The sequence below is a fragment of the Parabacteroides sp. HGS0025 genome (assembly GCF_000969845.1).
Taxonomy (GTDB): Bacteria; Bacteroidota; Bacteroidia; order Bacteroidales; family Tannerellaceae; genus Parabacteroides; species Parabacteroides gordonii.
Genome location: NZ_KQ033902.1, coordinates 781,076 through 803,333, shown reverse-complemented (window position 1 = coordinate 803,333; position 22,258 = coordinate 781,076). Strand labels below are relative to the sequence as shown.

Below are 22,258 nucleotides of genomic sequence, written 5' to 3'. Positions count from 1 at the left end.
CCATGAAAGGAATCCTACTCCTTATACTCCTCCTTTCTTCCAGCTTTACGGGCATGGCTCAAAAGCCGGAAGAGACTAAGCCTTATTCAGGCCATCTGGCAGATGAACAGGGAAACAGAGTGGAATATGCAACGATCGTTTTGCTACAGGATGATTACCAGAAAGCCGGCGGAACCACCGACAGCAACGGTAATTTCATCCTGGAGGCGAAAGCCGGAACATATACGGTAATTGTCCAATGTCTCGGATACGACCCCATACGGAAAAACAGACAATTACCTGTATCCGGTCAGGACACACTTGTACTAAAGGCCTCCGCCTATGCATTAAAAGAGGTCGTAGTACAAGCCAGGAATATGGAACGTAAGGCAGACCGGTTTGTCATATCGGTTTCGCCTTCCGCGGGAAAAGACGGAACGGAGTTATTATCGCAGGCACCAGGCGTATGGCTGGCAGAAGATAATATTTCTATCAATGGCGCGCAGGGCACCAAAGTATTTGTCGACGACCGGGAAATCAAACTCACCGGAGAAGACCTCCTCGCCTATTTACGTTCCCTGAAATCGGAGGATATAAAACGGATAGAGATCATACCAATTGCCGGGGCTGAGTATGACGCCAGTTCCCGTGGAGGGATCATACAGATATCCCTCCGCCGGCGACAAAACAATGGTATCCAGGGAAATGTAACAATGGGAACAGCTTTATCTTCCACCTTCGGCCGTTATCTCCCCGCCGGCACAATGAATGCACGTATCGGGAAATGGACGATCAATGCTGCCGCCTCCGGTACTTTCACCCCTAAGAACGACAGTGAAATGACTTCCGAACGGCATTACCCGGACAGTAACAACCGTTTTTCGAGCCTTTCCGAACTAAATACCCGTTCCGGCTACGGTACCGGACGCATCAGTACAATCTATGAAATAGATACGCTCAACAATATCGGAGTTGAAATAGAGTATGTCGGGCAAAAGTCTAAAGGCGGATCACGCAGTCAAACCCAATTAACAAAGGATGGATTTTCGATAAACAGCTTCGGCGATTACAAGCAAAGAGAGGATTATAACACGGTAGCCGCCACAGCCAATTATCTGCACAAATTCGACAATAAAGGTTCCATCCTCAAGCTGATCGTGGATTATGCCAACAAAAAATCGTCAGGAAAGAATGACTATCATACCCGGCAAAAGCCAAACTCGGGGGACAAGGGTGGAGACAAAGACAGTACGTATCGTAGTAATGTGGATGCCACCTATGAAATTGTCACATCAGACATTTCAATGAAGAAGCATATCAGGAAAGGTATGTCATTCGATGCGGGTCTGAAATATACACATACGCTCATGGATGACAACTCTCAATACAAAGGATTGTCGGAAGACCAGCAGTGGACGGTAAGTCCGGCTTACGGATACGCTCTCAAATACAAAGAAAACATACTAGGTGTATACGCCGCTTTTTCAGCAGAAATCAACCGCTGGTCGCTCATCGCCGGGCTAAGGGGAGAATATACCCGCACTTCAAACGAAAGCGACCATATCAAACGGGATTACTTCGACCTGTTCCCGAGCCTGAGCGCCACCTATGCCTTCAATAACCTGAAAACCTGGATGTTGGTCGGACAATACGCCCGCAACATCGAGCGACCGGCCTTCTATACACTCAACCCGAACCGGCTCCAGACTTCCGATTATAGCTACAACATAGGCAATCCTTACCTGAAACCGACCTATATCCATCGTTTCAGCACAACCCTTGTCTATAACTACCGTTACACGCTGACGGTCGGAGCCAGCCTGCACCGCAACTTGATCCGCGAATTCTGCAAAGTGGATGCCGTCGATCCGGATGTATCGTATATCACTTACGAAAACCATGATATCGAAAACCATTGGTTCGTTGCCGCCAATATTCCGATGCAACCCGTCTCATGGCTTAACCTGGCAACCAATTTCGTAGGTGTCAGACAGGATATCCGTATGACGGAGAAAGCCGCCTTTGCCCATCATTACCTGGCATTTGCAAATGTAACCGCGACCTTCACGCTGCCGAAAGAGATCACACTCGAAGGACAATACAACGGAGCCAGCCGACTGTATTCGGGAAATAGCGAAGTTGCTCCCCGGCACATCGTCAGCCTGTTTGCCCGGAAGAAGTTGGCCGGTAACCGCTTCCTGATAACCATTTCGGTCGCCAATATCTTCAACCGCAACAATAACTTCGCCAGCCATATCGAGGCTTATACGTCACAAAGCCATTTTGAAAGCGGCCACTTCGGACGTTCCTTTAAAGCGACACTGACTTGGAACTTCAACAGCGGCAAGAAGGTCAAAAAGTCGACGATCGAACGGGGAGTAAATTCTGAAAGAAACCGGTTGAATGAAAAATAGACCGGAATGATTGACTGTTAAAAACAATGACATTATCTTTGAACAAACATAGTATGAACAAAATAAAAACAAATATAATCATGGAAGAAAGAACATTAAACGAGAAAGAAAGCCTGGCACTCATCACACAGATGATAAACTCCAGCAAAAAAAACATGGAGATGGGACAGGGAAACATCATGCTGTTTTGGGGATATTTTACAACAGCCTTATCAGTTATACTGTTCCTATTGATAAACTTCACACACAACTTTATGTGGAGTTGGGGATGGATGCTGATGTTTGCCGTATGGCCGGTAATCTCTTATAGAAAACGGCAAAATAAGCCGAAAGTCGTAACCTATACAGACAAAGTGATCTCACAGGTATGGCAAGTAATGGGATATATGTTCATCATCACTTTTCTAACGATCGGTGTTATGGAATTCACATTCGCCAGACACGCAGATTTTATGCTTATGTTACCGCTGTCCCTGATCTATTGCGGACTTGGGACTGCCATTACAGGCATTATAATACAAGAACGCTGGATGACATATAGTCCTCTTATTGCATTTATCATAGCAATATATATGCTAACCATGCTAATGATAGGCACTAAAGTAACACTTTTGTGGTATCTTTACTTCGGTTTATCGTTCGTGTTTATGATGATCATACCCGGACATATCGTCAATCATAAAGCCAAGAAGCAATGTTTAAAGAACTAGATCCACTACTCCACTCACAATTACGGCTCGCCGTGATGTCTATACTTCTGTCGGTCGAGGAAGCGGATTTCGTCTATCTGCGGGAAAAGACTCAGGCAACAGCCGGTAACCTGAGTGTCCAGATAGATAAACTGAGCGAAGCTGGCTATATAGAAGTCGAGAAAAGTTTCGTCGGAAAGAAGCCTCGCACCACCTGCCGGATAACGCCCGCAGGCCGGCAAGCCTTCGAAAACTATGTGAATGCCCTGAAAGGATATATCGGAGACTAAACATAAAAACAGGCACGGAATGCACATTCAGTTGTGCTTCCGTGCCTGTTTTATATTATGTACAATGATTAAATAGCGTACAAAGAACTGATAGACTCGCCACTGCAAACACGACGGATTGCTTCGGCAAACATATCGGCAACAGACAGAACCTTTACCTTTTCGCATTTCTTAGCGTAAGGGATAGAGTCAGTAAAGATCATTTCAGCCAATGCAGACTGGTCAACACGTGTTGAAGCCGGGTCAGACATAACAGCGTGGCTGGCAATAGCACGTACAGACTTCGCACCGTTCTCCAGCATCAGGTTGGCAGCCTTTGTGATCGTACCGGCTGTGTCCACCATATCGTCAACTAACAGCACATCCAGACCTTCCACATCACCAATGATACGCATTTCAGCCACTTCGTTTGCACGAAGACGGGACTTATGGCAAATAACCATCGGCAAGCCAAGATATTTAGAATAGCTGCTGGCACGTTTCGTACCACCTACGTCGGGAGTTGCGATACACAAATTCTCCAACGGCAGTTCCGATTTAATGTAATCAAGGAAAATAGAAGAAGCATACAGGTGATCCACCGGAACATTAAAGAAGCCCTGGATCTGGTCTGCATGTAAGTCCATCGTAATCAAACGGTCGATACCGGCTGTACTTAACATATCAGCGATCAGTTTCGCACCGATAGACACACGGGGTTTATCCTTTCTGTCCTGGCGAGCCCAACCGAAATAAGGAACTACGGCTATCACAGAGTGTGCAGAAGCACGTTTAGCAGCGTCAATCATCAGGAGAAGCTCCATCAGATTGTCCGAATTAGGAAATGTTGATTGAACCAGGAACACATCGCGACCACGGATAGACTCTTCGTAAGAAACCGAAAACTCACCGTCAGCAAAATGTTGAATGTTCATCTGTCCCAGAGGACAACCAAGACTATTGCAAATTTTCTCTGCAAGATACCGGGAGTTGGTTCCCGAAAACACCAAGAAAGGAGTTTGTGCACTCATTATTCCGAATATTTATCTTAAGTAAATAGATTTGAATTGTGGTGCAAAAGTACAAAACTTATTTGCAATTATCTCTTTATCTTAGGAAAACTTTCAACAAGAAGGGCGAGTCACCCCCGCCCTTCCTACTCGTTTTCCGTATGTAAACAGATTATTTCTTATACGTAAACTTCAGTAACTTACCCGAATAGGCCGGAAGATAGACCTGATACGGACATGCAGCCGTCAGGGTACTGATACTTGTCTCTCCTGTCAGTAAATCGGTCAGGACAGCCGCTTTGTTATCATCAAATCCCAGTGATTGAAACGCTTCCGATGGAATTTTCACCCGTACGGTCTGTTCATTCTTATCGAAATTGACAACAACCAACAGCACTTCTTTCTGGTATTTACGCATAAAGACATACTGGCGGCTCGTATTAAAATACGGGTTGCGCGAGTTGGCATACATCAGGTCGTAGAAGGCACCCTGGGTAATCACCTGCTCCGTTTTAGCCACGTTCAGTATTTTAGCATATTGCGAGCGAAGGAGACGCTGTTCTGAAGTCAGTTTACCGCCGTCGAAAGCACCGTCATTCATCCAGTTACGCAGGCTTTCCACACTCCAGTAATCGAATATCGTAGTGCGTCCGTCACGTCCGCTGAAACCTTCTTCGTCCATACCCGGTTCGCCCAATTCCTGCCCGCTATAAATCATGACAGGATTGGTATTCAGGGTAGCCGACACGATCAGTCCCGGAATACCCGGACGCGGATCACCAGCAAAGAAATAAGAAGCCACACGTTGTTCGTCATGGTTTTCGAGGAAGTTCAACATATGAGACTGAATACCTTCCAACGCCTGCCAGCAACCGGAAATATTGGTAGCCGGAGCCTGGTCGCACATAACCGCACGCACGGTATCGTAAAGGCCTACCTTGTCATACAGATAATCGAAATGACCGTTGAAGATATAATTACGGTATTCGTTAGGATTATATACTTCGGCAATGAAACAAACATCATGCTTCTCTTTCACCTTCGGGATTACCCAGTTCCAGAATTCTACCGGAACCATTTCCGCCATGTCGCAACGGAAGCCGTCAATGCCTTTATCCGCCCAGAACAGCAGGATATCGAGCATCTTCGTCCACGTATTCGGTATCGGGTTGAAATGGCAAATCCCCCCGTTCACATAATCCACTCCATAGTTCAGCTTTACTGTTTCATACCAGTCGTTCTTGCCGGGAGAGGCATCAAAATGGTTGTTACCGGTTACTTTGGCCGGGAACTCGCTATATTCGAAATCTTCCTGGTTATCCCCGAAATGCAACTGCAAAGGTTGTCCGGGTATATAATAGAAGTTATTGTTTATATCGAAAGCCTTCGATGTATTATCGTGTTGCCCGAGGTCTTCCACATACGAAAGACGTGCATCCGAATGATATTCGCGCGCCACATGGTTAGGGACAAAATCGATGATCACTTTCATTCCGGCATCATGCGTCCGTTTCACAAGGGCTTCAAACTCCTTCATACGGTTCGGTACGCGGTCGGCCAGGTCGGGGTCGATATCATAATAATCTTTGATGGCATAAGGGGAACCGGCCTTGCCTTTCACAACGTCCGAATGATCCTTATGTATCTGATAAGCGGTGTAATCAGTCTGTGTGGCATGCTCTATCACGCCTGTATACCAAATGTGGGAAGTTCCCAGTTCCTTGATTCTGGCCAGAGCCGTAGGGGTAAATGCGGAGAATTTACCCACTCCGTTTTCCGTAATACTACCGTTCTTGACCAACGGATATGTCGAATTTCCGAACCAACGGGGAAAAACCTGATATATAACCATTTTGTCCTTTTGTTTCATCGCCTTTATCAACTTTAAATTATCGGTGAAAGTAGTTCCGGCCCCAGGCCGGGCCCGGCTTACGGCATAAGGATATTCGTCTTATGCTCCGTAATTGCTTTCACCAGGGTTTCATATTTATTCTCTTGTATCACCAGTTCGAATGCACGGACAGCGGCAGAATAACCGATTTTGGAAATCTGATCCACATTCTCCAGATCGAACGTTTTATACATGCCGAACTCCTCCGCTTCGATCAGCACGTCACACATTTCACGGTCTTCTATCGTATTGGCACGGAACATATAATGGTATGAACGCTCTGCGATATGAAAGATCGTCTGCTTATATTTCTGCGAAATAAGCGGACTCACGTTTACCCCGATCACCCTTTCGCACGAGTCGCGGATAATGGATACCGGGAAGTTATGGAACAAGCCTCCGTCAACATAATGCACCCCATTGATAACCACAGGGCTGAAAATAATCGGGATACTGCACGAAGCGGTCACCGCTTCCACGATCGGCCCGCTGCGAAACTCGTGGCTTTCGCCATTATCGAGATCGGTAGCCATTACGATCAGAGGAGTCTTTAGTTCTTCAAACGTTTTTGCCCTTAAATGGCGTCGTAGGAAATGCCGGAAGCGTTTGCTGTCGAACAATCCGGACTTGGGAAGTTGGAGCTGTGCAAACTCGGAGAATTCGCGGCCGCTAAAGAGTTCTTTTATCTCGTCGGCCGTATAACCGTCGGCAAACAGAGCACCCATCAACGCACCGACGCTCGTTCCAACGATCACATCCGGCATCAATCCACACTCTTCCAACAATTTAAACACTCCGATGTGTGCAAATCCTTTCGCGCCTCCTCCACTCAGAGCCAGGCCCAACTTATAGGTCGTATGGTTCGATTCTTGCGTCATTGTATGTTTCTTCTCTTTAGCAGTGGCAAATATGATGTTTTTTTTAGTATGAAACAGTATTATTCTTAAAAAAGTTTCTCTGCAACTTTATTTTTCTTACATTTACAGGGCATGAAACAAGACCTTGAAAGGCTTGTCATGAAACGATTAAGACTGAATTACTTTTAAATCGAACTGCTATGATAACAAGTATTTTCTGGATTATTCCTGTGGCGTCGATCCTGGCGCTGGTATTTGCCTGGTTCTTCTTCCGGCAAATGATGAAAGAGAGTGAAGGAACGGAAACGATGGCTAAAATCGCTTCATACGTGCGTGAAGGTGCGATGTCGTACCTGAAACAGCAATACAAGGTTGTTGCCTCTGTCTTTCTTGTTTTGGTTATCTTGTTTTCAATTATGGCTTATGGCTTCGGGGTGCAGAACGAATGGGTACCCGTCGCTTTCCTGACCGGCGGTTTTTTCTCGGGACTGGCCGGATTTCTGGGAATGAAAACAGCCACCTATGCTTCCGCCCGCACCGCCAATGCCGCCCGTACATCGCTCAACAAGGGGTTGCAGGTGGCTTTCCGCAGCGGGGCTGTGATGGGGCTCGTGGTTGTCGGGCTCGGACTGTTAGATATATCCTTCTGGTATTTCCTGCTGAATGCCCTTATCCCCGACGAAGCATTAAACCCTACACATAAACTGACTATTATCACCACCACCATGCTTACCTTCGGAATGGGAGCATCCACCCAGGCACTTTTTGCCCGTGTGGGCGGCGGTATCTATACCAAAGCTGCCGACGTGGGTGCCGATCTGGTAGGAAAGGTGGAAGCCGGCATTCCGGAAGACGATCCACGCAACCCGGCCACCATCGCCGACAATGTGGGTGATAATGTAGGCGACGTTGCCGGTATGGGCGCCGACCTCTACGAGTCGTACTGTGGCTCAATCCTCGCCACTGCTGCCCTGGGAGCTGCCGCTTTCGTTTCTTCCGGAAATGTAGAAATGCAATATAAAGCCGTGATCGCCCCGATGCTGATCGCCGCTGTCGGGATCGTCCTTTCCATTATCGGTATCTTCGCCGTGCGTACAAACGAGAACGCCACGATCCGGCAATTGCTGAAAGCACTGGCTGTCGGAACCAATCTCAGTTCCGTCCTGATCGCCGTCTCCACGTTCGGTATCCTGTATCTGCTGGGACTCGACAACTGGTTCTGGATCAGCTGCTCGGTAATTATCGGTCTGCTGGTCGGTATCGTAATCGGACAGGCCACGGAATATTATACTTCACAATCGTTCAAACCGACACAGCGAGTATCGGAGTCGGGACTTACAGGCCCGGCAACCGTCATTATCTCGGGGCTGGGACTGGGTATGTTATCAACAGCCATTCCGGTATTGGCCGTCGTGGTAGGTATCATCTGTTCGTTCCTTTTTGCTTCCGGATTCGACTTTAACAATACCGGAATGGGGCTTTACGGCATCGGTATCGCCGCAGTCGGAATGCTTTCTACCCTGGGTATCACACTGGCTACCGACGCTTACGGGCCGATAGCCGACAATGCCGGGGGAAACGCCGAAATGTCGGGATTGGGAAAAGAGGTGCGTAAACGTACCGACGCCCTCGACTCGCTGGGAAACACCACAGCGGCAACCGGTAAAGGTTTTGCCATCGGTTCGGCAGCCCTGACGGGACTGGCACTGCTAGCTTCTTATATTGAAGAGATAAAAATCGGCCTGCTGCGTCTGGGCGAAACGGTATTATCGTTTGCCAACGGCAGTACGGTAGAGGTGTCGAAAGCTTCTTTCTCCGACTTTATGGTCTATTATGACGTCACGCTGATGAACCCGAAAGTGCTGTCGGGTATGTTCCAGGGATCGATGATGGCTTTCATGTTCTGCGGATTGACAATGAATGCCGTAGGCCGTGCTGCCGGACACATGGTGGAAGAAGTACGCCGCCAGTTCCGCGAAATACCGGGCATACTGACCGGCAAAGCGGAACCGGATTACGCCCGTTGCGTAGAGATCTCCACCAAAGGGGCACAGCATGAAATGGTTCTTCCTTCCCTGCTGGCTATCATCGCCCCGATCCTGACAGGGCTTATATTCGGTGTAACGGGAGTGATCGGCTTGCTGATAGGTGGTCTGAGTACCGGATTTGTTCTGGCTATCTTCATGGCAAACGCCGGCGGAGCTTGGGACAACGCCAAGAAGCATGTGGAAGAAGGCAACCACGGCGGTAAAGGCAGTGAAGCCCATAAAGCAACCGTAGTAGGCGACACCGTAGGCGATCCGTTCAAAGACACTTCCGGTCCGAGCCTGAACATTCTGATCAAATTGATGAGCATGGTGGCCATCGTGATGGCGGGATTGACGGTGGCTTGGAGCTTGTTCTAAATAAAATGACTGCTGCAGCCGTTTTTAGTGGCTGAGGCAACTATTTTTGGTGGCTGCCGCAGCAAAATAAATTAGCTGCGGCAGCCATTTTTTCTTATTTGGGGGGCAGATGGGGGCAGCAAAAAGGCTGTTTTGAAAACTTTATAATAAGATGTTCCTTGTTCCATCTACGAACCTTTCATAGATGGAACAAGGAACATACTATACAGAAGTTTACCAAAAGGTCTTTTTGCCGCCCCCATCTGCCCCCGATTACTAAAAAGAGGAGTCTCGCCTCAAAACAATTTCACAGATAAAACACAGATTATCAAACAATAAAGCCAAAACAAGCAAATTACATCGAATCCCCTTTTAACAGGCTTTTACCTGCCCATTGCCCGGGAAACAATCGGCAAAAACACGCATATTGGCAGCTACTTGTTCCTTAAAAACGGCACTTTTTAACACTTTTTCGGGCACATTTCCACCTAATACAGGCACAAAACAGCGTATTTGTTCCACAGTTTGTGACACAAGTTGGAGCTTACTCCGGAACAGTTAATAGAATTTAATCGGACTCAAACATTCCTGTACGAATAGCCCGTAATTACGAATCATTCGTATTTTTGTATACAGTAAATAACTTTAAACGATCTTGTATGAAAACAACTGGCCTACTCCTCTCCTCCATCCTGTTAGCAGGATGTTTATCAGCATGCGACACCTCCACCCGGAAACAACAAACGCAGAAAGCAAACGACGGAAGTATCACCACTGTTGAAACAGACGGGCACAAACTGACCATGTGCGACTTCGCCCTCGCGAAAGATACCATCGACGTGCCGCTCAGCGAATTTATCGACGACTGTCGAATCATACATTTCGACAACTCCGACAAAGCTATGTTTAAAGCCTGGTTCACCCTTGCCACCGACCAGTATATCGGGGTACGGCAAGAAGGCGCCCCCTTCAAACTTTTCGATAAAGAGGGTAGGTTCCTGCATGATATCGGCTCCGTGGGGAATGGGGCGGGAGAATATGCCATTTCCATCTACGATGAAGTCATCGACGAAAAGAACGGCCATATCTTTCTTTCTCCTTTTGTTGGCGACAAAATCATGATGTATAGTACAGACGGCAGTTGGATAAAAGACATCAAGCTCCCCACAAGACTCAACAAGCCCAAAATATACTTAAACACAGACGGCACCTTATCGGTCGTGCACATGCCTTTTGCCGAAGGAGAGTATTTTGCTTTCCGCATGGATCCGGAAGGTAACATCCTGCAACAAATCCCGGCAACCGCAACAACAAAAGTAAGTGACTTCAACGGAGAAGTTTTCTCTCCCAGAAACTGCAACGATTTCGATTTCTTCCACACCAACATAGACACTCTCTTTGTCTACGATCCTGCCGGCAACCGGCTATTGCCGGAATTCACCATGACTTTCCCGAATCCGAAAGAGAAACCGGTACATTTTTATTACAGACTACCAAACCATTTTATAATTACTTATTACTATTGGAGGAAAAACGGTCCGGAAAATGGTGGAGACATATTGGTAGATACGCAAAAGAATGCCTCCTCCCATTTCCGCCTCGTAAACGATTTCTACGGAAATCTCCCGATCTCCAATCCGGGATATCGCTTTTACCGTGGATATTTTATCCAGAATCTGGAACCGGGACAGCTGGCAGAACAAATAGAGACTCATCTCGCTTCCGGTAAATGCCCCGCCCAGGACAAAAAGAAACTCGGGGAGCTGGCTGCTTCTTTGAATGAGAATGATAATAATGTGTTATTTATCGGGAAGATTAGAAAAAGGCTTTAGTGTATTCATATATTATTTCTAAATCGTTGGTTGGCAAACTTCCTTCTAAATGCTTCGCTACGTTAATATCAAACAGATGTAAATTGAGTACAACAATGAACATAATGGTCGGTTTTATGGAATATTTATAACAGTACCTTCTTTTTATACAGTCCTAAAAGCCGGCTATCAGCCAATTTCCGGCAGGTAATTGCAAATTAAGTCCTGCCTGATGCCAACTACCCGGCAGGTAGTTTCAATTACCTCGGACTTCACCGGCAATTACCCGGCAATTGGTCGCGATTACCTGCCGGGTAATCCGAACTAACTGCGCAGACAATTTCTTTTTTCGGAAAATATCTGCAAAAAGCATCCTCGTCTATATCAAACAGCCCCCTTTTTTACACAGAAGCTCGTCCGAACAAGTTTATTCTCGATTGACATTTTTATCTGTATATCAACCAACCGGTAACCGATGAGCAAATTACCCGCCGGAACTTTCCATAATAATGAAATTTATTTTACCATTATAAACAAACCGCTATCATTATGTCAATGCCCAACATTTGCTCCGTTCGTTATTTGAAAACCACAGTCCGCTTCCCCGCATACAACGGGTTCTCCCGCAGCATAAATATCAAAATGACAAAATGATCATTTTATCAAAACCATCTCTGACCTTTACGTTTTATAGATAGTATACCCCCAATCATATATTATCATCCACCAAGAGTTACACTCTTCTACATACTAATTATTCATAAATCCGTCAGCCATAATTTTTGCTATCTAAAACCAATATTCTATCTTTGCTGTCATTACCGGGGAGAAATCCGGCAATTTGTTATAGAACATTTAATTATCTAGCTGTAAAACTGGAAATTTAACAAAATCGATGATTGGATGTTCGTGCCACGCTTATGTAATTTTTGTTACGATAAGTGGGGGTACGGGCATGCTACGTATTCTCGATTTTGGGGTATTCCAGTACCTACAGCTGGGGTTTATGTATATGTTACGTGCCCCTTTTTTGTGCGGTTGCGGAACATATCAGACTTAAAACTCAGTAGGATATGAAAAAGAAAACACTAGTACAACTTCGCCACATCGCCGACCGCATCCCGAGACAATGTCCCTGCGATATCGCCGCTTTCCTTTACTCCATCTGCGAAGAATGGGAATTTGCTTTTTTGAATGGTTGCCTGGTATTTATGGAAGATGGAACTCCTGTCCTCGTCATGCCACTAACCACTATTTATGGGACATTAAAAGCCGGCGATACCCTCTATATCCTTTGTAATAACGGGGCACTGCATTATTTCGATCGGATGACACACCAATATTGGGTCACTTTCCTCGATAATACGGACGAAGATTTCTTTGACAGTATGTTCAACTGAAAGGTTGTTCTAACATACTACACTAAAAAAGGAAAAATTGAGCTCATCCAAAGTCAGCGGACTTTTTTGTTTTTAACTACCCAGTGAAAGCATAACTAAAGATTTGCTCGTATCTTTGCGGTCGGTAAACAAAAAAATAATCCGTATGTCAATCTCACGCTTTAATGCAGTGGAGAAAGCTTCCAACCGTAAGGCCGTAGAAGCCGTCACTCCCAATCAGAAAGTATCAGAGTACTATGGCGAGAACGTATTTAACCGTAAGGCAATGAAGAAGTATCTCTCCAAGGAAACGTACAAAGCCCTGACCCACTCTATTGATAATGGAACACCTATCGACCGCGAAATAGCCAATCATGTGGCAGCCGGTATGCGTATGTGGGCACTGGAAAAAGGAGTAACTCATTACACACACTGGTTCCAGCCTCTTACCGACGGAACAGCCGAAAAGCACGACGCTTTTGTAGAACACGACGGCAATGGCGGTATGATCGAAGAATTCAGTGGCAAGCTGCTCGCCCAACAGGAACCGGATGCTTCCAGCTTCCCCAACGGCGGACTGCGCAACACGTTCGAAGCCCGCGGATATTCTGCCTGGGATCCTTCCTCCCCCGCATTTGTTGTAGACGACACACTGTGTATCCCGACTGTCTTTATCGCTTATACCGGTGAGGCACTCGACTACAAAACTCCGCTGATCCGTTCAGTAGAGGCTCTGAACAAGGCGGCAAAAGATGTTTGCAACTACTTCAACGAAGATGTTCATAAAGTAATCACTTATCTGGGTTGGGAACAGGAGTATTTCCTGGTTGACGAAGAATTGTATTCCGCCCGTCCCGATCTGTCACTGACGGAACGTACCTTGCTGGGACACGAAAGTGCCAAGAACCAGCAGTTGGACGACCATTATTTCGGTGCCATCCCTTCCCGCGTACAGGAATTTATGAAAGACCTGGAAGTGGAATGTTATAAGCTGGGTATCCCGGTTAAGACACGTCATAATGAGGTTGCTCCCAACCAGTTCGAGTTGGCTCCCATCTATGAGGAATGTAATCTGGCCAACGACCATAACCAGTTGCTGATGTCGGTCATGAAACGTGTTTCACGCCGTCATAACTTCCGCGTACTGCTTCACGAAAAACCTTTTATGGGTGTGAACGGTTCGGGTAAGCATTGTAACTGGTCGATGGGTACCGATACGGGTATCAACCTGTTCTCGCCGGGTAAAGACCGCGAAGACAACCTGCGTTTCATCACCTTCGTTGTGAATACGCTGATGGCTGTATATAAATACAATGCGTTGCTGAAAGCCAGTATCGCTTCTGCAACCAACGCACATCGTCTGGGTGCCAACGAAGCGCCTCCTGCTATTATCTCATCTTTCCTGGGAACGCAGATCAGCGAAGTACTGGATAAGTTCGAAAACAGTTCGATCGAAGATGCCATCGAGGTGGACGACAAGAAGCGTCTGAGCCTGGGCTTCGGACAGATCCCCGAACTGCTGCTGGATAATACCGACCGTAACCGTACTTCTCCTTTCGCTTTCACCGGAAACCGTTTCGAGTTCCGTGCCCCAGGTTCATCCGTTAACTGCGGATCGGCTATGCTGGCTGTCAACTCGGCTGTAGCCCATCAGTTGCAACAGTTCAAAAAAGATGTAGAAGCACTTCAGGCGGCAGGAAAGAGCAAAGAAGTTGCTATCTTCGAAACATTGAAGGCATACATAAAAGAGTCTAAACCTATCCGTTTCGACGGTAACGGCTACTGCGACGAGTGGAAAAAAGAAGCTGCCCGCCGTGGACTGGATTGTGAAAACAGCGTTCCTCTGCAATACGATGCTTACCTGAAACCGGAAGTGATCCGTATGTTCAAGGAAACCGGTGTTTTGAATGAAAAGGAGCTGGAAGCACGTAACGAAGTGAAATGGGAGATCTATATCAAGAAAGTACAAATCGAAGCCCGTGTATTGGGAGACTTATCCATGAACCATATTATTCCGGTCGTATTGCATTACCAGTCTTTACTGCTCAGTAATATCACCAAACTGAAAGAAACATTCAGTCCGGAAGAATACGAGGAACTGTCAGCCGAACCGCGCCGTTTGGTACGTAAGATCTCCAAACATGTAAATGCCGTAACACGTATGACAGACGAAATGATCGAAGCCCGCAAGAAGGCAAATGTCATAACCGACTACCGCAGCAAGGCAATTGCTTATCACGACACGGTTGTTCCGTTCTTGGATGAGATCCGCGAACATATCGACGAACTGGAGTTGATGGTGGATAACCAGATGTGGCCATTGCCGAAATACAGAGAGTTGCTGTTCATCCGGTAATAAAGACTATAAATAACAAGCCCTGTGTAAGTACAACTTTACACAGGGCTTTCTTTTTTACATTGATAGGTTAAAATCACTAAGTGCCTGATAAAAGCTTTTTATATTCTCTGCCGGAATATGGGGCGGTACATCACAGCCTGTCGACAGAATGAAATTTTTCCATGACTTGGTTTGCTGTAACAGATCCATCGTTGCAGCATACACTTCTTCCGAAGATGATTGTTTAAAAAGACCGACAGGATCCAGGTTCCCCATCACCAAACGATCTGTCGGGCAATCTGCCAGCGCATCCATCATATTGATCTTATTACCGAAATGAAGGCCGGCTGCTCCCGACTGAACCATAGCATCCGTACAATGACCGGCATTCCCGCAATTATGTAAGATCACAATGAAGTTCTCATCCTGCACGGCTTCCACGACCTGACGGACATAGGTTGTCGAATAAAGTATAGAGTCTTCGTTCGAGATCAGCCCCGCTGCCGGTTCCGCCATAATTACTCCCTGAACGCCGGTTGCTTTGATCGCACGACAATAGTCAATCAGGAAGCGGGTACATTTATCTAATAGAATTGTTATATTCTCGGGTTCTACATAAAGGGCAATCATCAGCTCCGATAAACCGAACAAGCGTCCGGCCAGTGAAAACGGCCCGATACAACCGGCAAAGACCGGTTTGTCGTTGATACGTTCCGCTGTCAGTCGGTTTGCCTTCAGATATTCGGGAACACGCGCACTATCCAGAGAAGGTATCTGCAAATTGTCGATCGATTCCTTATCCGATACCAACGGTTCCGTCACGCTGGGGACTTCATCTTCGGGGAATACCACTTTCGCACCAAAAGCTTCGGCTTCCACTGTCAGATCCATGATCACGGTCGGAGCGGCCGCGGGATATAACTCATTCAGCCGACAAATAGCTTCTGCATGTACCGTACCGCTGGTGACGGCTTCTTTTACTGTCTTTCCACAAAGCTCGATACCGGGATGAGTCATGATAGGGATAGCCCTACGCTCATTCTGCCCGATTGTTTCCTGTAACCATTTTTGTATTTCCATTAATTCTTCTTTCTTTTTCGTTTATAGCAGGTTTCCAGTTCACAATACTGGCAACCGTATTTTTTCACATCGACCTCCGGGCCGATACCGATTATTCCGCTGATCGATTTGATCGGGGTCATAAGGCAAACATCCGACAGGCTGATGCCGCAGGGATTTCCGCCCATCAGCCGGAACAAGGCTTTCTGCCCCGTCAGGTGCCAGCCACAATAGCCGGGACTCAGGCGGTTCGTATGCCGCTCACCTTTCAACTCTTCCTCTAGCAGACGTTCCATATAATCGCCGGCTTTTTCTGCTACACATGTTCCAATAATATCTGCGATGAAACATTTCAGAATATCTCCTTCCTCCTTCAGACGATCCTGGTATTCCTGAAAAACCGTTCCCGCCGTAGCCGCAAAAAGGGCAAAACGTCTGGATCCTTTCAGCAGGGAAGCGATCGTATCTCCAACAGGGATAGTCTGACCGCAAGCGAGAGATACAACTCCGGCATCAACCGCACCTTCAAATAAGCTGAAAAAACAACGCGGGACAATCCAGGAAGAAACCTCTTCCAACATGGAAACAGCCAATGCTTCCACAGGTTCTTCCGGAGCAGTGTTTCCGTATCCCATTTCAGCAAACAAATCGTCTGCTGTCAGGGATAACGTACTAAAATCCAATTTACAATCAAGCATAGTATCAAGCTGATAACAACGATTTTGCCAATGTCACAGCAGCATTCGCATTATCACTATAGCCATCCGCCCCGATCTGGTAAGCAAACGACTCCGATACAGGTGCTCCTCCAATCATCACTTTCACTTGCTGACGGATACCGGTTGTTTCGAGAGCATTGATAACCTCCTGCATATAATTCATTGTCGTTGTCAGCAAGGCGGAAAGGCAAAGGATCTGCGCCTGGTTTTCCCTGATCGCCGCTATAAACTTTTCCGAAGAGATATCCGTCCCCAGATTGATCACCTCAAAACCACAACCTTCCAACATGGAAGCTACCAGGTTCTTACCGATATCATGTAAATCCCCCTTTACCGTTCCTATCACCACCTTACCCAAACAATGGGAAGCAGTTCCTTTCATCAATGGCTTCAGCAGGTCGAGTGCTCCTTTCATGGCACGGGCTGCCATTAATAGTTCAGGGACAAAGGCTTTTCCTTCCTCAAAACGTTTACCTATATCTTCCATTGCTCGCGACATATAGTCGTTGATGATCAGAAGCGGATCCACATTCTCCGCAATCGCCTCGGTTGTCACCGCTTTGGCAATTTCTAGCTTTCCTTTCAAAATAGCTTCATATAAACTCTCTAAATCTGCCATAACTTTATTCCGTATAAATTATAAATTCCGTATTTCGCGTAAGGTTTCGATCATAGCCACCACATTTCGTACAGGTGCATTGGCCTGGATATTGTGGACGGCGTTGAATATAAAACCTCCGTTTGCACCCAATATTTCACATTCCTGCAAAACATGGCTCCTAACTTCTTCAGGGGTTGCATTCGGTAAAATACGCTGAGTATCGATTCCCCCACCCCAGAAAGTAACCCGGCTGCCATATTCTCTTTTCAAAACCGCCGGATCCATATCCTTTGCATTGATCTGTACCGGGTTGATAATATCGAAGCCTGCTTCCACCAAGCCGGGAAGGATCGGCATAATAGCCCCGCAGGAATGTTTAAATACTTTCCAATTAGTGTGCTGATGTATCCAGTCATTCATCCGCTTATAATGGGGAAGCCACAGTTCCCTGAAGGTATCCAGCGAACAGAATTGGGAATCCTGAGTTCCGAAGTCAGTACCACAGGTGAAAACAACATCTACTTTGTCTCCAACCGTATCCCACAACCGCTGATAGTTTGCTATTGCTATGTCGGTTTGTTTTTCAAATACAGTCTGCACATAGTCACGGCGCATGGCGGTCGACATATACCACTCGGCAACATTACGGATACCTTTCGGGTTCTTCAATCCCATGCCGGGGACAAAGGCGATATCCCCTAATGCAGTTCCTCCGAAACTGGCGACAACGGCTTTTCCTGTTGAAGCGGCCCGGCCTACAGCCGTCTTATAATATTGCAGGTCTTCCTCCGAAATAAGACCGAACTCTTCCAGATTATCCTCCGGAGTGATTTCGTCGTCATTCACATATTCCTGTCTTTCCGTCGCATTGATGAAATAGCAATCGGAAGGCATCACGGCACTGGGAGGATAGGAACGGTCGCCACCGGCATAAATATAGACATCTCCCTCCTTATCTGTCGTCAGGTCGATACCGGTGGCGATCATAACCTTCTGTCCCCAGGGGGTAATCTGCTCATGCAGTTGGGTTTCGTCGATATCAAACATATTTTTACGTCCGAAAACAGGGACGCAGTCTATTCCCATCACTTCCTGCAAATCATCTTCTATCTCGCCCAGCATCTGAAAGGGTTCGATAATACGGACGGGATGGGCGTCCAGCCCGTAATGTTGTCTTAATGCTTCCACGACCTTGCAATGAATGCCAGTGACAGATGTGGCTCCGAAGTCAACAGGTATATAATCGGGAGTCCTATGGTTTAATGCGTTTTGTACGCGCTCTCTGGATGTCATATCAATATATATTTAAGATTACCATACTTTAATCCTGATCTCTCCGTCGCGGATAGATTCCAGCGGCCCGGGTTTAGGTTGGTTTCCACGTGCATTGCCCAGATAGTCGGTAGCAATATCGATCGGGCTTCCGTCCGGTTGGTCGAAGGTCTGGCGTGGAAGTTTTGCTTTCCCCAGCCTTTCGGTTGTCACCCGGGAAGTTTGCAAACCTTCCAGACCTTTCACGGAAAAAGAAAGATAAACGCCATCAGCCGTTTCATCGACTTTCACATTCGGAATGAAGTCAAGTAGAACGACTTTATTCTTTTCACCTTCAAAAGGTAACGCGCCATTGTAATAAACATTTCCGTCCACCATCATCGGATAAACAGTCCCGTTATAATCAGCCAGACCGTATTTCCGTTTACTATCTTTTTCATTTAGAGGAAGAACCGTAGCAAAGAGGTTATTGATGTAACGATCGTCTCCTCCGGGGATGATAGACAAACCGGCTACTTCCGTCGAATGAGGCTGGAAATAAGGCGTATACCGTCCATGTTCCACGTAACGGTAGATCTCTCCGACAATCAGATTGTGTACATAAGCTCCTCCCTGTGATTGTTCGAGAATGCTCCGGCGGGAAGCAAAGATATTATTATCAACCAGGAACGGGCCGTGATTAACTTCCAGGAACAGATCTTCCATAGTATTGTCATAGAATAAATTACAAGAGACGCGCGTACCCTGCGTCATCCAATCCAGCCAAAGGGCACGACCGGCATTGTGGATACGGTTATGGATAATCCGGGTATCCACAGCGGCATGAAACTTGATACCTCCGATCTCGGCACCGGTAAACTGGCGCTTTACCCAGATATCATGGATATGATTGTTTTCAATCAAGCTGAAAGCAGCTCCCATACTTCCACAGATACCCGTTTGTTCGCAATGGGATATTTCATTGTTACGAACAATATGCGAACCAATGTTCTCCTTGTTCCAGCCGTGGCGGATCGTATTGAAAGTAACTTCAATATAATGTAGTGAGCCGTCGAGAGTAGTGTCGTTCAGCCAGACATTATGCCCGGTTTTACGTTCTTTTCCGAGGGTGATGCCCGAGCACTTTGAGTTGCTGATGATGTTATTCTCAATAATCCAGCCTTTATTCCAATGGGTAGCTACCATGCCGATCTGCTCGGCGGTCGGTGCCCCCCATTGGGTAGCTGCCTGACTGATTTCAAAGCCCTGGATAGTCAGGTAGTCGATACCCGGTTTCTCTGGATAAAAACAAGTGGGGCGGGTACTTATTTCCACTAGTTCTTTATTGGGATCGTATTTATGGAAATTGGCGAAGATAGTGGTATTTATACCGTCGTTCTCGCAATACCAGGTGTAGACAGATCCTTCCTTATCCCGGCTATTTTCGTGCACGACAGGAGTCAGCACCTTATCCAAGGTTTCCTTTTCATAAAGGGACTTGTTATTAAGGAATACCTCTCCGGTATGATGCTTGCGTCCCATATCACTAAACCAATCTCCATAGATCAGATCTACGTAGGGATTATAATTTCCGAAGAAGGTGTTCGGTATCGTTACTTTCCAGACACCGTTTTTCTCTTTCGTCCAGTTGGTAATTCTTTCCGAGCCTTTTATCTCGACCTTTTCTCCTGGCGCTGCGCGGTAGATAATGCGTTTCTCATCGCTTTCGCCTCCCCGGGGTGGATTCACCCATTCCCGGTACGTTCCTCCATGCACGGTAATCACATCTCCCGGGAAAGCATATTCCGCAGCTTTCCCGATAGTCCGGAAGGGAGCCTTTTCCGTTCCTTCATTCATATCATTACCTTTTACGGAGACATGATATTCTTTTGCCTGTACTACCGCGCAACACAACAAGAGTAGTGTAAATAATAGTTGTTTTCTTTTCATGGTATTTCAATCGCTTTATTGTACATCGTACTGTAAGTATGATGCAAATATAGAAGGTACCATGTCGATAAAAAATAGCAAAACATTGCTTATTTTGTGGATTATTATTGCTTATTTTAGGCAGTGAATGGCAAAAAACATGAAATATGGCGAAAGTAGAACTAGGATTTTCCGGCGAACGTTTCATTTATCTTCCTATCCCGATGATCAACCTGATGGAAGACAGTCCGTTGACGGGTGATTTGTATCTTTACTCGATGGGATATTTCTCAAGAGCGTCCCATCATTATATCAACCGCCCTACCGGATGCGATGAATTTCTCTTTATCTATTGTAAAGATGGCTGCGGATGGATTGAGTTATATGAAAAAAAACAGAAACTGGAAGCCAATCAGTTCATTATCCTACCCCGGAACATTCCACATGCTTACGGGGCGGATGAACAAAGTCCCTGGACAATCTACTGGATTCATTTCAGAGGGAGTAAAGCGCCTCTTTTTTCCAGCCGCTTCGATAAACCGACAACAGTAACCCCTTCCGCCCGGTCGCGCATCGAAGAAAGGATCGACCTGTTCGAAGAAATTTTCTTTACACTGAATGAAAGTACGTCTATGGATCATATGCACTATGCCAATCTGTGCTTTGCCCATTTCCTGGGTTCCTTCCTGTTTATTGATATTTACCGGAATAAATTCCGCCAGAAAGAATATTCCGAAAATGTAATGAACCGGGTGGTTCATTATATGAATGATAATATTGAAAGTAATCTCAAACTGGCAGATTTCGCAGACTTCTGTGGATACTCAACGTCTTATTTCTACCGTAAATTCGTCAAGGAAACAGGCCACTCCCCAATGGATTATTTTATTCGCCTGAAAATAAATAAAGCCTGCAAGCTACTGATCCAAACAGATATGAAAGTGAATCAGATCGCTCACAAGCTTGGTTTTAAAGAGTCTCAATATTTCTCCCGTACGTTCTCCAATGTGATGGGACTTTCACCGCTGGAGTTCAGGAAGCAAAATTTTAAGTTATAACAACAAAAGATTATATTATATAGGACATGCGCGGGCTGTTGTTCTATTATTACTGGATGGGTCTTTGCCGATACCTTTAGTTTGATAATAGACAACACGCTCGCGTTTTTTGTGCCCGTTCATAATCATTCGCAGGGGGTGTTTATCCTCCAAACCGGGGAATATGTTGCGTAAATAGTGTTGTTTCGTTCTATAATCCTCCTATTTCGGAAAATTAGGAGCGTTTTTTCTTGTTGATTCGGAAAACCTCTTTACCTTTGCAACAGAATCCGTAGCGGGCAGCGGCCCGCGATGTGCGGTTTCGATTACATATTGTAAGTATTTACGAAGAAGATTATTCCAATCTGAAAATCTGGTAAATTTTTAAGTGTGAAGGAATAATGGACAGTAAATGCTTGCGCTGGTTACGTATAAATATATCTGCCATTTTATATGGATGGGTTTTATTATATCGTATAAGGCGCGGGCTGTTGTTCTATTATTTTCACACGGGCTTACCAGAGCCTTCAGGTTGATAATAGACAACACGCTCGCGTTTTTTTGTGCCCGTTCATAATCATTCGCGGGGGTGTTCTCACCCCTTCGTAAATTAGTTGTTGGTTTTATTATTCCATTTTATA

The 22,258-nt window shown here is 46.1% G+C and carries 16 protein-coding genes; 8 read left to right on the top strand and 8 right to left on the bottom strand.

The genetic code is table 11. The features are described 5' to 3' along the window. Window positions 1-2 precede the first annotated feature (2 nt). From HMPREF1212_RS02785 to HMPREF1212_RS02775, 3 genes are all read left to right on the top strand, one after another. The gene (locus HMPREF1212_RS02785) at window positions 3-2,393 is read left to right on the top strand and encodes a TonB-dependent receptor (protein ID WP_046148353.1); all 2,391 of its coding nucleotides are present in this window, start codon (window positions 3-5) and stop codon (window positions 2,391-2,393) included. An 80-nt stretch (window positions 2,394-2,473) separates the two neighbouring features. Further along, the gene (locus HMPREF1212_RS02780; RefSeq protein WP_046150206.1) at window positions 2,474-3,103 is read left to right on the top strand and encodes a hypothetical protein; all 630 of its coding nucleotides are present in this window, start codon (window positions 2,474-2,476) and stop codon (window positions 3,101-3,103) included. Next, a complete protein-coding gene (locus tag HMPREF1212_RS02775; protein WP_046148352.1) occupies window positions 3,088-3,372 on the top strand; it encodes a winged helix-turn-helix domain-containing protein in 285 nt (94 codons plus the stop codon). Before HMPREF1212_RS02780 ends, HMPREF1212_RS02775 begins: the two co-directional genes overlap by 16 nt. Before the next feature lie 68 nt (window positions 3,373-3,440). On the opposite strand, the gene HMPREF1212_RS02770 is transcribed toward HMPREF1212_RS02775, so the two are convergent. From HMPREF1212_RS02770 to HMPREF1212_RS02760, 3 genes are all read right to left on the bottom strand, one after another. After that, the gene (locus HMPREF1212_RS02770) at window positions 3,441-4,382 is read right to left on the bottom strand and encodes a ribose-phosphate pyrophosphokinase (RefSeq protein WP_028728462.1); all 942 of its coding nucleotides are present in this window, start codon (window positions 4,380-4,382) and stop codon (window positions 3,441-3,443) included. Between the two features lie 151 nt (window positions 4,383-4,533). After that, window positions 4,534-6,231, bottom strand: coding sequence for an alpha-amylase family glycosyl hydrolase (locus HMPREF1212_RS02765; RefSeq protein WP_046148351.1), 1,698 nt, complete (start codon window positions 6,229-6,231; stop codon window positions 4,534-4,536). 59 nt (window positions 6,232-6,290) lie between these two features. Beyond that, window positions 6,291-7,130, bottom strand: a complete 840-nt coding sequence (locus HMPREF1212_RS02760; protein ID WP_028728460.1) for a patatin-like phospholipase family protein — start codon at window positions 7,128-7,130, stop codon at window positions 6,291-6,293. A 179-nt stretch (window positions 7,131-7,309) separates the two neighbouring features. Here HMPREF1212_RS02760 and HMPREF1212_RS02755 point away from each other — a divergent pair, with 179 nt between their 5' ends. The 4 genes from HMPREF1212_RS02755 (at window position 7,310) to HMPREF1212_RS02740 (ending at window position 15,039) form a co-directional block, all read left to right on the top strand. Beyond that, the gene (locus HMPREF1212_RS02755; protein ID WP_046148350.1) at window positions 7,310-9,514 is read left to right on the top strand and encodes a sodium-translocating pyrophosphatase; all 2,205 of its coding nucleotides are present in this window, start codon (window positions 7,310-7,312) and stop codon (window positions 9,512-9,514) included. A gap of 638 nt (window positions 9,515-10,152) precedes the next feature. Next, window positions 10,153-11,325 carry a 6-bladed beta-propeller gene (locus tag HMPREF1212_RS02750; RefSeq protein WP_028728458.1) on the top strand — a complete coding sequence of 391 codons (1,173 nt, stop codon included), beginning with the start codon at window positions 10,153-10,155 and terminating at the stop codon, window positions 11,323-11,325. Window positions 11,326-12,377: 1,052 nt separating this feature from the next. Continuing rightward, window positions 12,378-12,704, top strand: coding sequence for a hypothetical protein (locus HMPREF1212_RS02745; RefSeq protein WP_046148349.1), 327 nt, complete (start codon window positions 12,378-12,380; stop codon window positions 12,702-12,704). Between the two features lie 145 nt (window positions 12,705-12,849). Next, a complete protein-coding gene (locus HMPREF1212_RS02740; protein WP_028728456.1) occupies window positions 12,850-15,039 on the top strand; it encodes a glutamine synthetase III family protein in 2,190 nt (729 codons plus the stop codon). 57 nt (window positions 15,040-15,096) lie between these two features. Here the strand turns inward: HMPREF1212_RS02740 and HMPREF1212_RS02735 are convergent, their stop codons facing one another. From HMPREF1212_RS02735 to HMPREF1212_RS02715, 5 genes are read right to left on the bottom strand one after another with little or no spacing between them, the layout of a single operon-like run. Continuing rightward, complete coding sequence (locus HMPREF1212_RS02735; RefSeq protein ID WP_046148348.1) at window positions 15,097-16,101, bottom strand: methylcobamide--CoM methyltransferase; 1,005 nt, start codon at window positions 16,099-16,101, stop codon at window positions 15,097-15,099. Further along, window positions 16,101-16,778 carry a vitamin B12 dependent-methionine synthase activation domain-containing protein gene (locus HMPREF1212_RS02730; protein WP_046148347.1) on the bottom strand — a complete coding sequence of 226 codons (678 nt, stop codon included), beginning with the start codon at window positions 16,776-16,778 and terminating at the stop codon, window positions 16,101-16,103. Before HMPREF1212_RS02730 ends, HMPREF1212_RS02735 begins: the two co-directional genes overlap by 1 nt. Before the next feature lie 4 nt (window positions 16,779-16,782). Next, on the bottom strand, window positions 16,783-17,418 hold the full coding sequence (locus HMPREF1212_RS02725; RefSeq protein ID WP_046148346.1) for a corrinoid protein: 636 nt from the start codon (window positions 17,416-17,418) through the stop codon (window positions 16,783-16,785). Window positions 17,419-17,436: 18 nt separating this feature from the next. Next, window positions 17,437-18,693 (bottom strand): uroporphyrinogen decarboxylase family protein, encoded by a 1,257-nt coding sequence (locus HMPREF1212_RS02720; RefSeq protein ID WP_046148345.1) that lies wholly within the window; start codon window positions 18,691-18,693, stop codon window positions 17,437-17,439. 18 nt (window positions 18,694-18,711) lie between these two features. Next, window positions 18,712-20,601 (bottom strand): right-handed parallel beta-helix repeat-containing protein, encoded by a 1,890-nt coding sequence (locus HMPREF1212_RS02715; protein WP_046148344.1) that lies wholly within the window; start codon window positions 20,599-20,601, stop codon window positions 18,712-18,714. Between the two features lie 146 nt (window positions 20,602-20,747). Between HMPREF1212_RS02715 and HMPREF1212_RS02710 the strand changes: the two genes are divergently transcribed. After that, window positions 20,748-21,638, top strand: a complete 891-nt coding sequence (locus HMPREF1212_RS02710) for an AraC family transcriptional regulator (protein ID WP_046148343.1) — start codon at window positions 20,748-20,750, stop codon at window positions 21,636-21,638. Window positions 21,639-22,258: the final 620 nt, after the last annotated feature.

Bases quoted from the DNA above. Each gene is read 5' to 3' on its own strand.
- HMPREF1212_RS02770 (WP_028728462.1), bottom strand. From the start codon at position 4,382: ATGAGTGCACAAACTCCTTTCTTGGTGTTTTCGGGAACCAACTCCCGG.
- HMPREF1212_RS02735 (WP_046148348.1), bottom strand. From the start codon at position 16,101: ATGGAAATACAAAAATGGTTACAGGAAACAATCGGGCAGAATGAGCGT.
- HMPREF1212_RS02780 (WP_046150206.1), top strand. From the start codon at position 2,474: ATGGAAGAAAGAACATTAAACGAGAAAGAAAGCCTGGCACTCATCACA.
- HMPREF1212_RS02715 (WP_046148344.1), bottom strand. From the start codon at position 20,601: ATGAAAAGAAAACAACTATTATTTACACTACTCTTGTTGTGTTGCGCG.
- HMPREF1212_RS02775 (WP_046148352.1), top strand. From the start codon at position 3,088: ATGTTTAAAGAACTAGATCCACTACTCCACTCACAATTACGGCTCGCC.
- HMPREF1212_RS02740 (WP_028728456.1), top strand. From the start codon at position 12,850: ATGTCAATCTCACGCTTTAATGCAGTGGAGAAAGCTTCCAACCGTAAG.
- HMPREF1212_RS02710 (WP_046148343.1), top strand. From the start codon at position 20,748: ATGGCGAAAGTAGAACTAGGATTTTCCGGCGAACGTTTCATTTATCTT.
- HMPREF1212_RS02725 (WP_046148346.1), bottom strand. From the start codon at position 17,418: ATGGCAGATTTAGAGAGTTTATATGAAGCTATTTTGAAAGGAAAGCTA.
- HMPREF1212_RS02730 (WP_046148347.1), bottom strand. From the start codon at position 16,778: ATGCTTGATTGTAAATTGGATTTTAGTACGTTATCCCTGACAGCAGAC.
- HMPREF1212_RS02760 (WP_028728460.1), bottom strand. From the start codon at position 7,130: ATGACGCAAGAATCGAACCATACGACCTATAAGTTGGGCCTGGCTCTG.
- HMPREF1212_RS02720 (WP_046148345.1), bottom strand. From the start codon at position 18,693: ATGACATCCAGAGAGCGCGTACAAAACGCATTAAACCATAGGACTCCC.
- HMPREF1212_RS02785 (WP_046148353.1), top strand. From the start codon at position 3: ATGAAAGGAATCCTACTCCTTATACTCCTCCTTTCTTCCAGCTTTACG.
- HMPREF1212_RS02755 (WP_046148350.1), top strand. From the start codon at position 7,310: ATGATAACAAGTATTTTCTGGATTATTCCTGTGGCGTCGATCCTGGCG.
- HMPREF1212_RS02745 (WP_046148349.1), top strand. From the start codon at position 12,378: ATGAAAAAGAAAACACTAGTACAACTTCGCCACATCGCCGACCGCATC.
- HMPREF1212_RS02750 (WP_028728458.1), top strand. From the start codon at position 10,153: ATGAAAACAACTGGCCTACTCCTCTCCTCCATCCTGTTAGCAGGATGT.
- HMPREF1212_RS02765 (WP_046148351.1), bottom strand. From the start codon at position 6,231: ATGAAACAAAAGGACAAAATGGTTATATATCAGGTTTTTCCCCGTTGG.